General features: G+C 62.7%; 14 protein-coding genes. 13 read left to right on the forward strand and 1 reads right to left on the reverse strand.

Annotated features, from left to right (window positions below; translation table 11 throughout):
- Position 1 precedes the first annotated feature (1 nt).
- Positions 2 to 4,150, forward strand: a complete 4,149-nt coding sequence (locus THSYN_RS32220; RefSeq protein WP_172965424.1) for an RHS repeat-associated core domain-containing protein — start codon at positions 2 to 4, stop codon at positions 4,148 to 4,150.
- Between the two features lie 8 nt (positions 4,151 to 4,158).
- On the forward strand, positions 4,159 to 4,509 hold the full coding sequence (locus THSYN_RS34640; protein ID WP_157818092.1) for a hypothetical protein: 351 nt from the start codon (positions 4,159 to 4,161) through the stop codon (positions 4,507 to 4,509).
- A gap of 1,677 nt (positions 4,510 to 6,186) precedes the next feature.
- Here THSYN_RS34640 and THSYN_RS32230 read toward each other — a convergent pair.
- Positions 6,187 to 7,473: an ISKra4 family transposase gene (locus THSYN_RS32230; protein ID WP_100917720.1), complete on the reverse strand. Its 1,287-nt coding sequence runs from the start codon at positions 7,471 to 7,473 to the stop codon at positions 6,187 to 6,189.
- 88 nt (positions 7,474 to 7,561) lie between these two features.
- On the opposite strand from THSYN_RS32230, the gene THSYN_RS32235 reads away from it, so the two are divergent.
- The 11 genes from THSYN_RS32235 (at position 7,562) to THSYN_RS32285 (ending at position 16,525) form a co-directional block, all read left to right on the forward strand.
- Positions 7,562 to 7,870, forward strand: coding sequence for a hypothetical protein (locus THSYN_RS32235; protein WP_157818093.1), 309 nt, complete (start codon positions 7,562 to 7,564; stop codon positions 7,868 to 7,870).
- Between the two features lie 311 nt (positions 7,871 to 8,181).
- Positions 8,182 to 8,532, forward strand: a complete 351-nt coding sequence (locus tag THSYN_RS32240) for a hypothetical protein (protein ID WP_100923155.1) — start codon at positions 8,182 to 8,184, stop codon at positions 8,530 to 8,532.
- A gap of 353 nt (positions 8,533 to 8,885) precedes the next feature.
- Positions 8,886 to 9,113: a MafI family immunity protein gene (locus THSYN_RS32245; RefSeq protein ID WP_100923156.1), complete on the forward strand. Its 228-nt coding sequence runs from the start codon at positions 8,886 to 8,888 to the stop codon at positions 9,111 to 9,113.
- A 5-nt stretch (positions 9,114 to 9,118) separates the two neighbouring features.
- Positions 9,119 to 9,442, forward strand: a complete 324-nt coding sequence (locus THSYN_RS32250) for a DUF1493 family protein (RefSeq protein WP_100923157.1) — start codon at positions 9,119 to 9,121, stop codon at positions 9,440 to 9,442.
- Between the two features lie 65 nt (positions 9,443 to 9,507).
- The gene (locus tag THSYN_RS32255; protein ID WP_100923158.1) at positions 9,508 to 10,074 is read left to right on the forward strand and encodes a hypothetical protein; all 567 of its coding nucleotides are present in this window, start codon (positions 9,508 to 9,510) and stop codon (positions 10,072 to 10,074) included.
- Positions 10,075 to 10,255: 181 nt separating this feature from the next.
- The gene (locus tag THSYN_RS32260) at positions 10,256 to 10,657 is read left to right on the forward strand and encodes an ankyrin repeat domain-containing protein (RefSeq protein WP_157818094.1); all 402 of its coding nucleotides are present in this window, start codon (positions 10,256 to 10,258) and stop codon (positions 10,655 to 10,657) included.
- A gap of 64 nt (positions 10,658 to 10,721) precedes the next feature.
- Positions 10,722 to 12,323: an IS66 family transposase gene (tnpC, locus tag THSYN_RS32265; protein ID WP_100918781.1), complete on the forward strand. Its 1,602-nt coding sequence runs from the start codon at positions 10,722 to 10,724 to the stop codon at positions 12,321 to 12,323.
- A gap of 35 nt (positions 12,324 to 12,358) precedes the next feature.
- Positions 12,359 to 13,417 (forward strand): hypothetical protein, encoded by a 1,059-nt coding sequence (locus THSYN_RS32270; protein ID WP_100923160.1) that lies wholly within the window; start codon positions 12,359 to 12,361, stop codon positions 13,415 to 13,417.
- Between the two features lie 3 nt (positions 13,418 to 13,420).
- Positions 13,421 to 14,518 carry a FlgD immunoglobulin-like domain containing protein gene (locus THSYN_RS32275; RefSeq protein ID WP_100923161.1) on the forward strand — a complete coding sequence of 366 codons (1,098 nt, stop codon included), beginning with the start codon at positions 13,421 to 13,423 and terminating at the stop codon, positions 14,516 to 14,518.
- A gap of 7 nt (positions 14,519 to 14,525) precedes the next feature.
- Positions 14,526 to 15,464, forward strand: coding sequence for a TolB family protein (locus tag THSYN_RS32280; protein WP_100923162.1), 939 nt, complete (start codon positions 14,526 to 14,528; stop codon positions 15,462 to 15,464).
- Positions 15,465 to 15,502: 38 nt separating this feature from the next.
- Entirely contained in the window at positions 15,503 to 16,525 is a 1,023-nt protein-coding gene (locus THSYN_RS32285) for an extracellular solute-binding protein (RefSeq protein WP_100923163.1), read from the forward strand.

Below are 16,525 nucleotides of genomic sequence, written 5' to 3' on the forward strand. Positions count from 1 at the left end.
CATGAGGACCCGCGGCATTTTTCTGCACCTGATGGCGGCGCTCGTGCTGGGCCTGTTGGCCGCCGCGCCCGCGGTTGCCTTCCACTTCCCCTGGGACCAGGGGCACGACACCTTTCAACCCAATCCCCCCGACGACAGCCAGAAGCCTGACTGCCCCGACGAGGACAACCGCTGCGAAACCGGCCACCCGGTGGATATCGGGGCCGGGGACAAGGTGCAGCGTTCGATCGATTTCACCGTCCCCGGCTTCGGGCCGACGCTGGCGCTGATCCGTGCCTATCACTCCCAAGACCTCGCCGACGGTCCCTTCGGCCAGGGCTGGCACACCAACCTGACCACGCGGCTGATCCTGGTCACGGACGGCACGACCGAAACCGCGATCGTGGTGCAGGGCGACGGCAAGCGCAAACGCTTTGAACACCAGGGCGACGGGGTCTGGGCGACGGCTCCCGGTACCTATCAGACCCTGAGCGTGGCCGCGGACGGCAACGCCCAACTGCGCGACAAGGACGGCACGATCCACGCCTTCGATCGCACCGGCCGGCTCACCCGCATCCAGGACCGCAACGGCAACGCGCTGACGCTGGCCTATGACGCGGCCGGTTTGATCGCCGCGGCCACCGCGGCCGACGCTCGGGCGCTGACCTTTACCAAGGGTGCCGACGGGCGCATCGCCAGTGTCGCCGATCCCCTGGGGCGTGTCTTTCGCTACACCTACGATGCCGGCGGGTACCTGACCCGCGCCACCGACCCCGCGGGCGGGGAGACCCGCTACACCTATACCGGCGGGAACCTCAGCACCGTCGTCGATGCCCGCGGCAACACCGCCATCAGTCTCACCTACGACACCCAGGACCGCGTGACCCGCGAGGTTCTCGCCGATGGCGCCGCCGACCAGTTCACCTACCTGAGCGCCACCCAGACCCGCGTCACCAACCCGCGCAATTTCCAGACGCTCTATACCTTCAATGCCACCGGCCAGCCCACCGAGATCCGCGACCCGCTCGCCCGTACCGCCCGCTCGACCTGGGACGCCAATTACAACCGCCTGAGCCGCACCGACGGTAACGGCCATACCACCACCTACACCTACGACGCCCAAGGCAACCTGCTCACCGAGACCGATGCGCTCAATCAGGTCACCACCTACAGCTACGAATCGACCTATGGCCAGGTGACCAGCCAGACGGACGCCGCGGGCCACGTCACCCGCTTCGAGTACGACAGCCGCGGCAACCTGACCAGGATCGTCGATGCCCAGGGCAGACAGGCCGTCCTGACCTACGACGCACGCGGCCGGCTCAAGTCCGCCACCGACCCGCGCGGCAATGCCACCGCCTATGGCTACGATACCGGCGGCAACCTCGCGAGCGTCACCGACGCGCTCGGCAACGCCGCCACCATGACCTATGACGCGGTGGGCAATCTGACCGGCATCACCGACGCCGAGGGCCGCGCCACCCGCTTCGAGTACGACACCCTCAACCGCCGCACCAAGATCGTCGATGCCTTGGGCGGCGAGACCGCCTTCGCCTATGACCCCAACGGCAACATCACCGCCGTCACCGATGCGCGGGGCGCGGTCACGACCTATGCCTATGACAGCCGCAACCGGCTGATCACCACCACCAATGCGCTGGCCCAGGTAGAGCGGCGGACCTATGATCTCAATAGCAACCCGGCCACGCGCGTCGATATGGCGGGCAACACCACGACCTACGCCTACGACGGCGCCGATCAACTCACCACCGAGACCCTGCCCGGCTCGGCGGTATACCGCTACGAGTACGACAACGCCGGCAACCAGACCGCGGTCACCGACCCCAGCGGCGTGCGGCTCGTGCGCACCTATGATGCGATCGATCGCCTGAGCGCCCGGACCGACGCCGCCAATGCGCGGGAGACCTACGGCTATGACCGGCTCGGCAATCGCACCCGCACCGAGCGCAAGGACAGTGCCAACCAAGTCTTTTACACCGAGACCCTCGCCTACGACGCCCTGTCCCAGGCGATCCAGGTGGTCGCCGGCATGGGCCAAAGCACCGACCTCGATTACGACGCCAACGGCAACCTGACCACCATCGCCGACCCGCTCGGCCGCACCTCGACCCGCGCCCATGACGCGTTGGACCGCATTGCCGAACTCACCGATGCCGCTGCCGGCGTCACCCGCTACGCCTACGACCGGGTCGGCAACCTCACCGGTGTCACCGATCCCAAGGGCCTGGTCACCGCCTACAGCTACGACGCCCTGGACCGTCAGACCCGGCTCGACAGCCCCGATACCGGCGTCACCAACGCCGAGTATGACCCCGCCGGCAACCTCGTCGCCCAAACCGACAGCCGCGGCGTCGCCGTCACCCACGCCTATGACGCCGCGGATCGCCGCACCGCCACCGACTTCCCATCCCCCGGCGAGGATCGGACCTACCTCTACGACCAGGGCACCAACGGACCCGGCCGCCTGACCGGCTACGACGACCCGAGCGGACAGACCCGCTTCACCTACGACGCCCGCGGCAATGTACTCACCGAAAGCCGTGCCGTCCAAGGCCGGACCTACGCGCTGGGCTACACCTACAACGGCGCCGATCGCCTGACCACCCTGACCTATCCGAGCGGTCTCGCCGTCACCTACACCTACGACGCGCAGGGCCGGGTGCGCAGCATCAGTGCCGACGGTCAGCCGGTGTTGAGCAACATCGCCTACCTGCCCTTCGGCCCCGCCAGCACCTGGACCGACGGCTCGGGGCTCGCCCATACCGAGACCTTCGATACCGACTACCGCCCGACCGCCATCACCGTCGGCACCGTCCAGGACCTCGCCTACGGTTACGACGCGGCGGACAACATCACCGACTGGACCGACGCCCTCGACGCCGCCCGGACCCAGCGCTTCGACTACGACGCCTTGGACCGCCTGACCGATGCCGATGGACCCTACGGCGCCGTCGCCTTCAGCTACGACCTGGTGGGCAACCGGTTGTCGAAGACCGTCGGGGCCGCCCAGACCCTCTACAGCTACGCGACTGACAGTCACCGCCTCCAACTGACCACCGGCGCCGATTCCGTCGACTATCGCTACGACGCGGCCGGCAACCTGATCCAAGACAGCCGCTTCACCTACGTCTACAATCAGGCCAACCGCTTGGCTGAGGTCAAGCAAGGCGGGGCGACCCTCGCCACTTACACTTACAACGCCGAGGGACAACGGGTTGCCAAGACGGTCGGCGGGCAGACCAGCCACTTCGTCTACGGCCCCGATGGTCAACTGTTCGGGGTCTACAGCGGCACCACCGGCGCTGCCGTCGAGGAGATCGTCTACCTCGGTAGCGTGCCGGTCGCCACGGTCCGCGGCGGCAGTCGCTACTATATCCACACGGACCATCTGGGCACGCCGCGGCTGGTCACTGACCAAACCCGCGCCGTGGTCTGGCGCTGGACCAGCGACCCATTCGGCGCGGCGGCGCCGCACCAGGACCCGGACGGTAACGGTATCGCGTTCGTCTTCAATTTGCGGTTCCCCGGCCAGTTCTACGACTCCGAGACCGGACGGCACTACAACTACTTCCGCGACTACGACCCGGCCATCGGGCGCTATGTGCAGTCCGATCCGATCGGGCTGGACGGCGGGGTCAGTACCTACCTCTATGCGTATGGAAGCCCATTACGCTACAGGGATATGTATGGCTTGGGTGAGACAGGCGCTATCGTAGGTGGAGTCATTGGTGGAGTGGCCGGCACGGTTGTCGGTGGCGTGATCGGTGGCGGTGGAGGCGCTGTCGGCGGAACGCTCGTCGCTCCAGGTGTTGGGACGGTTGGCGGGGGTGCAGTCGGGGCCATGGAAGGTGCGGGGATTGGCGGTATCATCGGAACTGTAGGAGGAGCCGTCGCCGGAAGCGCAATCGAAGATATCGTTAATGCTGTAGCGAACGCGATGGCAAATGCCCGATCTGGTAGATGGTCTTGCTCCGCAAGCTGCAATGTCCAGCAGATTAATCCCTGTGCAAAATGTCCACCAAGAGTTACCGGTAGTGCCCGCGGACGTAACCAGCCAGAAGCCTGTGTGGAAGCCAAACGTGCGGCCACGCAATCTGCTCCGCCCGGATGTTATGCACGCCATTGCCAATGTAGTTGCAGCAAGTCGTAGGGGAAATTATGTCCAATAACGACAGACTAGACATTTTTACAGTCGTAGAGCAACTTTATGTCGAGGTGCAAGTTGGCCCAGAGCAAGAGCGCATCGTGTTTCATGTCGATGTTCTGAGATCGGGCGCTTCTAACGCGTATTCCGCTAGGATCTACAGGCAGGATTGCTTTGAGGTTAAGGTGCTTGGTGCACATGCATCGGGACTTCCCGGCGGGGTTGCGCATCACGAACTTTGGGTTGTAGATGACTTTTTTTCTGGATGGGATTTCTCTGCGCACACAGCAGCCGAAGTGATAAAGTTGGTGGTGGACGGTATTGGGCGAACATTTCAACAGACGGAGATCGGCGATGACGCCTAGGGCAGATTTGTAGGGGCGGAATAGCAGAGGGAATAGAGGTCAGATCCCCATTTCTCCCAATGACGTTTCCCAAGAACACCCTGACGGCCCCGTCGAAGGTTGAGCCGGCATTCAATATGCCAGGCGGTGGCATGGAGCGGGCTGCGACCGGCAATGTACCCGTGCGGGTCATCAAGGTTGACGAGATATGAACGTTACTCCACTCATTGGATATCAGGTCTATGTACGAGCGGGAGACATCTTTGACATACCCGCTGTTGCGGTAATTCGACTGATTGATTCGGACTCCCGGTCGCTGCTGCTAGAGTTCGCACCACCTGTTCAGGTGGGCGCCCAAACATACAAATTTGCGGTAGCACATCCTCGCCTCGCGGGCGATTCCCTGGCAATACTACTCAGCAAAGGAATTCTTGGTTCTGCAGTCACGTGTGTTCCCAATGGTCGCTACGATCCCACCAAGCCGTTCGATCTGAGTTGGTGGCGAGGCGGTGCTGCGGTGATCGCTGATCTAAGCTTGATACCAAACCCAAAGCCGCCCAATGGCAGATGACAAGCATTTTTTTGGAATTGGGGTGCAGGAATAGGGGCAGCCCGCTACGTCCCTGTGGTCCCGGTCGAAGGTGCGCCTAGTTTGGCTTAGTCTAGGGGTTTTCCTATGCGTGCTGTCCACAGGTGGCTGCGCAGACAATTGCGTTGGTAAGTGGACGTACCAGCAATTTGCGTACTTCCCAAGAACCGAGGGTTCCGGGACGGAAAACTGGACGCATCAACTGGAATTGCGGTTTTCGCAGAATGAGGACGTTGGCTTCGGAGTCCGGAACACCAAGTTCCTCAAGGTTTATCTCAGGGACCGCAATTATCATGAAATCGATGCACTCTTCATTAATATTCGCGCAGGTTACGTTTACGCAAGTATTGACTGGAGCAGGCGAGGTGTACAGGTAACGGGTAGGGCCGACCTCGAAGGTGTTGAGCCCCAGAAGTCTTAGTGGGTGAATGCCCACGGCTTTGATTCTGCTGCAGGCAAGAAGCGGTACCGAAAACCACGACCGATGATTCAGTTCGACCCCCACCAAAAAGTTTACGTATGCACCCATGTTTTCGATGGGTCGCAGCCAGTGACATTGGTGTCCAGGCCAGACGGAGACTGGTGTTTTCTCTGTGGCAGTGAACACGAAGATGATGCTTCGTCCTATCGTGTGGTGGGTATCGGACACCTATTCGACACCGATCCAACTATTCAAGATCTCAGTGACCTGGAACCAAACTGGGAAGCAGAGCGGCAGCGGCCAGGGCAGACTTGGTTGAGAACCCGATGCGAACCGAATAATTGACTCTAATTGGTGATAACATGCTTAGGATCAGAGGAACAGGGGTCGAGGCATAGTGGTCAGACCCTGAGGTATCCCCACGAAATATCGCTTTAGATCAGTTACATGCGTAAAGGCCAAAGACATCAAGCGGCTAGCGGTGCCCCAGAACCCACAGGAATTTTGCTAACCCGCTGATTTCTTGTTCGCGTTCGTGGTGATACCATAGTGATACCTCAGGGTCAGACATCTATTCCAGAAGCGGGACCCATATAGCTGGAGCCCAATAAACCAAGACCATTGCAAAACTTTCGCTCGTGAGGCTTTGGAGGCAGGTCGGAAAGGGTGCGGCCTCCGAATAATGTGCCTAACCGTAGCACTCAGCCCCAAACTGGTCGATCTTCTGCCAGAACTGTGCCCATCGTCCGGTGGTCTGCGTCAGTGCGCGTAGGCTGAGCACAATCTTGGCCCCTTTGTTCTTCCAGCGCATCCCGGAGGCACATAGCCGTTGCTTGACCAAGGTCTTGCAGGCGGCCTCGGTGACGCCCGATCCGATCGGCAGTCCCGCGGCGACGAAGCCCGGGTAGTCCATTTGATGGCGATGGTTGGTGAAGTAGGTCCAAGCGCTGAGAACGTCGTCGCGCAGCGTCTGCGAGAGGGTGTGCCGCTGCGACAGGCGCGCGGCCTCGCCGATGAGCAGGTCAAGGGCGGCGGGGTCGTGCTTGAGCGTCGTGCAGTGCGCGCTCTGCCACTGCGCGCGCGGGCCCTCGGCGTGGCGCTGCGGATGGGTCGCTTGGGCGATTTTGCCCACGTATTCCGTTGCATGGAAAAAATCGATCAACTGGCGGTCGGTGTGTTGCTCGAGGAACCGCCAGTTGCTTGCCGCCCCGTCGGCGATGCCCAGGTACAGTGCCTCGGGGAGGTGCCGCTTGACGCGTTGGATCTCGCGCTCCATGCGTTGCCGGAACTCCTGCTTGCCGTACTCGGGTGCCGCAGCGAGGTAGATGGTGTGCTGGCGCTCGCCCTCGCCGTCGTAAAGCGAGAGGGTTCCGACCATGGCTTCGCGCCAGCCCGCACTGTCGGCCATGGGGATCATGGCGCCGTCGAGGCTGACCACGACGGTCGCGATGGGCGTCTCAAGCGCCGGCATCGCGTACTCCCAGTCCTCCTCTTTGGCCGTGGCGATGGTGCCTACCCACTCCGCAACATTTTGAATATACGAGGTAGCGATCGTCCGACCGTGGTTCTGCTCAAGGTCAGTCTGCACCGCGCGCACGTTGAGCTGCGCATACTTGTGGCTGAGTTGACTGGCGAATCGGGGGGTCGCCCCGCGCACGATCCGCGCCTGGTGCTCGAGCGGACAGTAGATCCGCCCGCCGCGCGAGCTTTGGTAGACATAACGCTCGACCTCGACCGGCCCGTAAGGCGTCTGGTACTCCTTCGGATCGCGCCCGCGCGCGGTCAGCTTGATCGCGCCGACACGGATCGCACTGCCGTCGGTGTCGAAACGCTGCAGCGCCTCCTCGGTGGCGCAGCGCCCCACCGCGTTGGTGGCCTCCTGGATGGCTCCTTCCATGTCCAGCAGGCTACCGCTGAGCCGCACCGTTACCTCGACCGTCACCTCGTCACCCGAGATCCTGACTACCTTCGCCACGACTGCACCTTCTCGTCTAGTCACAGAAGGTTACGAAATACTCCTCAAAGGCACATCATGTCAAGGCCGCACCCGGTCGGAAATGATATTGAAGCTCCTCCTCTCGGCGTCTATCTTTCTTAACGCAATACTTGCTGTACTGTTAATGGATTCAGCAATCAGTCTCGATGGTTCTCGAATGGAGCAAGAGGCTCTGAAGAGGCGTGTCTCAGTGGCGCTACTGATGTTGAACAAGGGCTTTCTCGGTCAGCGGAGCGATAAGATTCTGGCGAGCTTTGACAAGGCTGCACTAGATGAATTGCTTGTGAAGCGAGAAGGGGATGAAATCCTTGTGGGCGATTTGGCCTTCAGGCTGAAGGACGATATTATTGTTTCTGTGAGATATTTCGACGACTGACGAAGCCACGAAAGCGATAGACGGATAATCACATGTAGTGGTTTCTTGGATTGCAGACGATAGAGTTACGGTCTCATATACGGCGACCGGTGATCAGCCCACAAAACGGCCACCGCGCGATCTGCACGGTCGCCGGTCCGCACAGCGGACCCTACAGGTCACGGTGTTACCGTAGGGTCCGCTGTGCGGACCGTCCGCGGCCAGCCGGAACGATGTTCAAGGCCAGAGCAGGGGCAAATCCCTGATTCGAAAAATATTTCGACCTGGAACGATTGAAATGAGGGTCTGTCAAGTCGTTAAGAGTATTGCCTATGGTCTACGCTTATGAGGTTATCCTTGGCAGCAATCAATGGTTCATGCTTTGGGAGGATCGTGAAAATGAGGCTGATCGTTTTATCGCGGGAGACGAGCCAGGCAAGATTATCGCCATGGATTCCCTGCGACGTTTGCGGGACTTTGCGTCGGCTCATGCTTTGATTGTAGCTTGGGAGGAACTGGGGACTCTGAATCTGAATCGCTTCTGCCAAGAGATCAGCGCGTTGACGCCCGCCCGGAAGCTAACGGTGGATCAGTGTGCCATTCTGCTCAATGCCTGGAATTTTTTTGATGATTTCGCCAGAACGCTTGATCTGGAAAGGGCGTGGTTCGACTCAGACGGGTAAGCGTGGTATATAAGAGACTTTTTTACGGCAACAACCTTCCCGCAATCACCCCTGTTGGAGAAGTATACAACCCGGTTTTCGATCAATTGCAGATCGAAATGCTACGACAGGCTGCACATGAAGCAATGGCTTTTTTCGAGACTCTCGCGTGGATTTGCAGAGAGTCCAGGCCCGACGCTGCTTGACCCGGCGACGCTGCAACTAGAGCGAAGTCAGCAAGGCGTTGCTCACGCTCGGCGCGAGGGGCGAACAATTACCGAGGGTACTCGTGATGGTTTTGACATTGGGGTCATCCAAGAATCCGATGGGGACATTGTCTCAGGCTTCCCAGTCAACGTGCCAAGGAACCCGAGATGGGTAATGATCTTGCAGCCATAGAAGGCTCGCTGACGCTATTGCTGAGCCTGTTGTCATCCGCGTTGTCCTGGTCGGAAGCACAAGAAGTGCGAGACTTCGTCGATGTCGGTGAATATGGCTTAGCCTTAGAAACCCTTGTCGATATTGTAACCGAAGAAGAAAAGTCTATTTCTGCAGAGGCGTTACGACTGATTATTGAGTTAGCAGATTCAATGCGGTGTTGACGGAAATGAGTGAGCATCGGCCAATGGGGCCAATCGCATGCGCCGTCTTCGATTTCTTGCGTAATGAAGTGGGCGTTAGACGGTTCGCTTCAGACTCCGATCTGAAAAAGGATCTTGGGATTGATGGAGATGACGCCGTGGAGTTGCTTGAGAGGTTCTCGCAGGCTTTCGACGTCGATGCTGGTGATTTCGACTGCGCTGAATATTTTGGCCCCGAGGCGGGCTTCAACCCATTTTCCTGGTTGTGGCGCCTAACCAAGACAACGCAGGGCCTCAAGCCCTTTACCGTGGGTGACCTTGTTCGTGCGGCCGAGAAACGTAAGTTCTGACCAGAGTCGAGTGCGGCCTTGCTGATAATGTCGGGCAAAATCTGAACTTCCGCTGGGAGTGTTAATTGGGCCAAGAAAGAAGGCTGCTTCTCCAATTGGAGGCGGCCGTGCGGGCTGATGATAAGCAGCAGCTTCGCCGTTTGAGCGAAGGGCTGGGGTCGGCTGTCTTCGACAACGGCGCATTCACGAACGAATTGCTGAACCAACTGACGCGGATCATTCAAAGCGAGGCTTACGCAAAAATGTCGGACGGCCTTCTCTTGATGAGAGTCTTCGAGTACAATCTCAACCTGTTGACCGATTCGCAGAGGGATAAGCTCGGGTCCGCGATCGTCGCCTATGTTCCCTGCGCCCGCGATGCTATTGCTGCCTTTCTTGCAGTGGAGATTATCGCAGAAATCTGGAAAGACAGGAGATCGATTGAAGCGATCATCCTTGTCAAGGAGAGGGCCAGGACCGAGGAGACGTTCGCCTTGGTTACGCACGGCTTTGACTGGTTAGCGAAAAGGACTTCGGATACCGGCGTTCGGGTCGAGTGTTTGGATCAGCTTGATAAGCTAAGTCGGCACCCTTCGTCGGCGGTACGAGTGGAGGCGCTTGCCGCCTTAACGCGCCTCCGGCGTGTCGGGTAATCAGCCAATGGGGAATCGGAGCCGTATTACTGTATCAGTTCCCCCCATTCCATAACGAAAGATGTCGAGACTCGCCGTAGCGATAGTGATGTTCCCGCTTCCATCCTGCTGCCGGTATTGGGAAATTGACAAATGCTTGGACCGAGGGGGCAGATGGAACCAGGAAAGGCAAATGTGTGAAATGGCGGAGACTGAACTTGGTAAATTGTTGGAACTCTATGGTGATCTCCCGGAGTTCGTGGAGGTCCCAGCGCTTGACGTGAAAACAATCGGCAATTTCGGAGATACGCCGCTGCATGTGGCTGCGGCAAGAGGCGTTCTGGCCGAGGTTCAGGTCCTTCTTGCATCAGGGGCCGACGTGAATGCGGTGGGTGAACTCGGCAACTCGCCCCTTCACGAGGCGGCAGGGCAGGATAATTTCGGCGCGGCTGAGGTGTTACTGAAGGCTGGCGCAAACGTCGGAATACGAAACGATTTCGGAGAATCACCGATGGATATTGCTCAAGCGTCCGGCAGGGCGGGGCTCAGCGATTTGTTCGAGCAGTATGTCAAGTCTCAACGTAGCCGTTCAGAGACCCCTTGACCGCTGCCTCCAGCCCGATCAGGATGTCCCCCTACGTTGCCCGATGATACCGCGCCACTGACCGATGCACCTGAGCGACCACAGCCTTGACCAGCTTGACGAAGCCTATGTCCAGACCCTGGACGAGGGTGCGTTGCGTGGTCTGTCGCTGCGGCTGTTGGAGGATCTGAAGGAAGCGCGCGAGCGGTTGCGGCAGAATCCGACCAACAGTTCTCGTCCGCCCAGCAGCCGTGCGCCCTGGGAGCGCCCGTCGGCGGGGGACGCGGAGGCGATCGAGGCGGCGGACGCCGACGCGCTCACGGCGAGGCAGGACGACGAGTCGCCGGACGAGGCGAGCACGCCCCCGGAAGATTCGCCCGGCACCCCCGAGACGCCCGCGCCAGCGCGCGCTGGGCGCGCGACCGAGAAGCCTAAACGCAACGCCGGCAAGCAACCCGGCGCGCCAGGCTGCGGGCGCACCCAGGTGTTCAAGGCGCAGGAGACGCTCCACCACCGTCCCAGCGCCTGTGCGGCCTGCGCCCAAGCGCTGGCGGGAGACGCGCCCAGTGTCGCCTACGCCGGCTTCCAGTCGGTCGATCTGGTGTGGGGTGATCCCGCGCAACCGGGCCTGCACCTGCGGGTCACCGACCATCGTTTTTATGACAGTCTGTGCGGCTGCGGTCATCACACGCGCGCGCGTCCCGGCGAAGGTCTGGTGGATGACTCAACGTTAGATCCGGTGGCCTTGAGCGAATGGCGGGTGGTCGGGGCGGGGCTGGCGACCCTGATCGTGGCGCTGCATCTGCGCTTTCGGATGTCGTACCGACGGATACGGGAGTTTCTGCACGACTGGCTGGGGTTGAGCCTGAGCGTCGGCACCCTGGATCGCACCCTACGCGAGGCCGCCGCCGCGGCGCTCCCGCTGGAACAAGAATTGATCGCGGCGGTGGTGGCCAGCGACCTGCTGCACGCCGATGAAACCTCCTGGCCGCAAGGCGCCGACTTGCTGTGGCTGTGGGTGTTCACCAGTGCCACCGTCACCTTGTTCGTGGTGGCCAAGCGCGGGCGTGAGGTGCTTGATCGCCTCCTGCCGGGCTTCGCCGGCTGGCTGATGAGCGACGGCTGGCAGGCGTATCGCCACCTGCCGCAACGGCTGCGCTGTTGGGCACACCTCACGCGCAAGGCGCAGGGGTTGATCGAGAGTTTCGATCGCGAGGGGCAAGCCTTTGGGCACCAAGTCCAAACCACTTTCGACACCCTGATTGGCGCCATCCATGCGGCGCGCGCGGGGCCGCCGGCCGAGCTGCCGCACATCCACGCCAAGTTGCTGGCCGAGTTGCATGCGGCCTGCGTGCAGCTGCTCGGGCACCGGCACGTCAAGACGCGCGCCTTGGCCGTCGAGTTGTGGAACGACTGGGACGCCATCTTTCGGGTGCTGGAGAATCCCCAGTGGCCGCTCACCAACAACGCCGCCGAGCGGGCGCTGCGCCATTGGGTAATCGCGCGGCGGATCATGATGGGCACGCGTTGTGATGCCGGGTCGCGCACCTTCACCCTGCTCGCCAGCGTGATTGAAACCTGTCGCCAGCGCGGCCATGTGCCGTGGTCCTATCTGGCCGGCGTGATCGCTGAGCGCCGCGCCGGTCGCGCCGCCGCTCCGCTGCCGGCTCCAATGCTGGGTCTCTGAACGGCTACGTCTCAACCTGAATGAGGGGGTGGGCGTTGTCGAAATTTAGGCGTGTCAACTGCAATACCATTGCGCGGCTATGGGTCATCGGGCTGATCTGGCTCCTGCCGGCGCTCGCCCGTGCGGCGGACCTGGATGCCTTGGCCGGGCGCTACGTCTACGACGAGTCCAGCCTGACCTTTCCCAGCGGTGCCGTCGTCGATCTCCAGGGGTTGGGGGTTCGCGATGCCGAACTCACCATCTTTCCCGACGGGATATTGGTGAGCCGCCTGACGATGACGAGCGGCGAATCTGTGGTCTCCAAGGCGCAGGCGAGCGAGGTGCAGTTGAACGGTGACCGGGGCTCCTGGGTGGAGCACTGGCCGGAACTCGGCTATCCGGTGCGCCGGGAAATCCAGCGGACGGCGAATGGGTTCAGTTACCAGGCCCGTTTCGACGATCGGCGCGACGCCCTGCGCTATGGGTCTATCGATCGGGGGGTGTTGCGCCGGGTCGGCGATGTAGACGAGCGCGACCGGGCCGCGCGGGTCACGACCACCGCCGATTCGCTGCCGCGCGTGCCGCTGTCCGCGGACGAGGCGCGACAGTTGGGCGAGCGGATGGCTGGTCAGGTGCGGGCGGAGTCGGCGGCGCGCCCGGCGGGCGAGCGCGAGACCCGGGCCTTCTTCACCGAACCCGACCTGGCCGAATTGGGCTGCACCGTCGCCGCCGGACTCGGGCAGTTCAAAGACCTGTCGGCGCCGGGGATACCGGGCGCGCGGGTCTTCACCCTGACGAGCCGCTCCGGCTGCGCGGTCGAGTTGTTCAACCTGATCCAGAAGAGCGACGGCGCCCCCGGACTCTGGGCCGGTCTGCGCGCCCAAGCGGCAGGGGATGCCCGTCGCCGCGGCTACGCCACCGAGGAACGCGCGGGTCGGCTGGGGGAACGCAGCGAGTTGCGGGTCTTCACCCAGGACGGTGCCTATCGGGGCTTTTGGTACGCCATCGAATCGGGTAATGTCCTTTATGTGCTGCGCATCTACTCGGAGCGGGTCCCGGTCTCGCCCGAGTTGGAAACCCTGCTTCGCGAGAAGCTCGCCCTTGCCTCGGATTGAGTCATGCCAATCTCTACCATACCCACCGCGTTGCTCACCCGTTTGGTGCTGCTGGCTGCCATGCTTGTCGGCACCGCCCATGGCGCGGCGCAGCCGGTCACGGCCGTGCAAGTCGATAAGGGCTCGTTCAACCCCGGCGCCGGGGAGTCCGTGACCCTGGGGTTTCGCCTGGAGCAACCGGCCGATGCGCGGATTCAGGTCTATGACCCCGACGGCGGCCTGATCCGCACCCTGCCGGTCCCGGCCGGGCCCGACGGGAGCGATCAGCGGGTGACCTGGGACGGCCGTGACGACAGCGGCAAGGCGGTTCCCGATGAGGCCTATACCTTCGTGATCGAGACCGCCGCGGGGGCCGTCTACGACCCGACGACCTTCTCCGGCGGCGAGGTTGCCGACCTCACGGACCTGACCTTCGGTGACTCGGGTGCCGTCGGTTACCGGCTGCCGGCGCCGGCCCGTGTGTTGATCCGGCTGGGTGTCCACAACGGTCCCATGTACCGGACCCTGGTCGACTGGAAGCCCCGGCCGGCCGGCTCGGTCACGGAGCAGTGGGACGGCTTCGACCTGGACCAGATCGTCAAGCTGCGCGGCCACAAGGACTTGAGCGCCTTGGTCACCTACGCCACCCTGCCGGAGGCCACTGTAATCGCGTATGGCAATGCCGCCGAGACCTACCGTGCCTACAAGCTCGGCCGCGGTAAGGACCGCCCCGTCAAGCCGGAGCGTCCGCCCGCCGCAGACGCCACGCAGCGCTTCCGCCCGGAGTCGCTGGTGCCGCCCGCCTGGGCGCGGGCGCCGGACGTCATGCTGAGCTTCCCGGACTTCCCGGCCCCGGATGCGGTGCCGACGGCGAAACGCACGGTCGCTGTGCGCATCGAGGTCGCGGCGGAGGACAAGCCCCGGCTGCTGGGGGACCAGTTCGAGGTCCTGCTGTTCGTCGACAGCCAGTTCTTTGCCGAGGCCGAGCGCGGTTATCTGCCGCTGAACTGGACCTGGGAACTGACGCAGTTTCCGCCCGGCGAGCATGTCCTGACGGTGAATATCTCCAGCTTCAGGGGTCAGGTCGGCGTGGCCAGCCGCAAAATCCTGGTCGAGAAGTAGCGCGACGATGACCACGCCCTTTTTCAAGCTTTCATACCGAACCGTGGCGGTCCTCGTCGTGCCCCTGTTGCTGGCAATCTCGGTCGGCGCGGATGCCGACCTCGTCTTCTCGGCCCTGCAAGACGGTACCTGGCAACTCTACGGCCAAGCCGATCCGCGCTCGCCGCCCCAACCGATCCCGACCCCGGGGATCGCGGGCGACAAGGCGGCCCCACGCCTGTCACCCGACGGCACGCGCGTCGCCTTCGAGGTGACCGGGGGCGGACTCTGGGTCTGTCCCGTCGCGGGGACGGCGGGTTGTCGCGCCCTCGCGGTCGGCCCGGGGTCCGCGGTGCGCCCCGCCTGGCATCCACGCACCGGCGAGTTGGTCTTTGTCCGTTACGCCTTCACGGCCGACGCGGAGCAGTCCACCATCGAGCTGGCCGCCGGCGACCTGGACCAAATCCGGCCCGTCATCGAGCAGACGGGCATCCAGGACTTTCCCGCTGTCGCGCCCGACGGGGGCCGCCTGGCCTATACGTCCTGGCTGACGGTCATGCCCTACCGCGGCCAGGTAGCCGTCGTCCAGCAACTCTGGACGCTCGACCTCGTGCGCGGCCGGGCCGGGCAATTGCTGCTGTCCAACGCCAGCGACATCCATCCCCGCTGGTCGCCGGACGGGGCGCGGCTCGCCTTCTCCTCCAACCGCACCGGCCGCTATGAGATCTGGACGGTCGGCGCCGACGGCACCGGACTGCGCCAGGTGACCGCGGGTCCGGGTGAGAAGACCTGGCCGGCCTGGTCGCCGGATGGCTCGCGCATCCTTTTCACTCACACCCGGGAGGGGCGCACCGGGCTCTCGCTCGTTGGCGCCGAGGGCGGAGCCGACGAGCCGATGACCCCGTTCGGCCCGGATGCGCAGGTCCAGATCAAGGACCCGGACTGGGTCGCCGCCCGTCAACCATAACAGAACGACTCAACTCCATCGTATCGGGAGACGCACCGATGTCCATCTATGCCAACCTCGGCCGCTCAGCGACCCTGGTGTTTGCGGTCCTGGCCCTGTTGTTCGCGTGCCCGGTGCGCGCCGCCGAGGTGGTCGTCTACACCTCGCTCGACCAGGTCTATTCGGAACCGATCCTGCGCGACTTTCAGGCGCGCACCGGGATCCAGATCAAGGCGGTCTACGATGTGGAGGCATCGAAGACCACCGGATTGGTCAACCGGTTGATCGCCGAACAGGGCCGTCCCCGGGCCGATGTCTTCTGGAACTCGGAGGTCGCCCGGACCCTGGTGTTGCAGGACAAGGGCGTGCTCGCACCCTACCGGTCTCCCGCGGGAGAGGATATCCCGGCGCAATTCAAGGACGCGGACGGCTACTGGACCGGCTTCGCGGCTCGCGCCCGGGTCCTGGTCTACAACAAGGATCGGCTGGCGCCCGCGGACCTGCCCAAGTCCATCTTCGACCTGACCCAGCCCGCCTGGCGGGGCAGGTTCACCATGGCCTATCCGCTCTTCGGGACCACGGCCACCCAGGTCGCCGCCTGGTATGCCGTGCTGGGTCCGGAGCGGACCGAAGCCTATCTGCAGGCGCTGAAGGCCAACGCCGTGGTCATCGTCGATGGCAACGGGACCTCCCGGGATACGGTCGTGCAGGGCGAGGTACCCTTGGGCTTCACCGATACGGACGATGCCAATGTCGCCATCCAGGCGGGCAAGCCGGTCGGCATGATCTTCCCCGACGCTGACGGCCTGGGGACCCTGCTGATCCCCAATACGGTCGCCCTGGTTGCGGGGGCGCCGCACCCGCAGGAGGCCAGGCGGTTGATCGACTTCCTGCTCTCGCGAGACGTCGAGAGCAAGCTCGCCTTCTCCGAGTCGATGCAGATTCCGCTGCGCGACGGGGTCGGCAAACCCCCCAGGGTGCCGGATTACGGTTCTATCCGTGCGATGAAGGTCGAGTACCGTGCCATCGCCGACAACATGGAACGGGCCGCGCGCTTCAGCCGCGAGTTGTTTGCCCGCTAG

The sequence above is a fragment of the Candidatus Thiodictyon syntrophicum genome (assembly GCF_002813775.1).
Lineage (GTDB): Bacteria > Pseudomonadota > Gammaproteobacteria > Chromatiales > Chromatiaceae > Thiodictyon > Thiodictyon syntrophicum.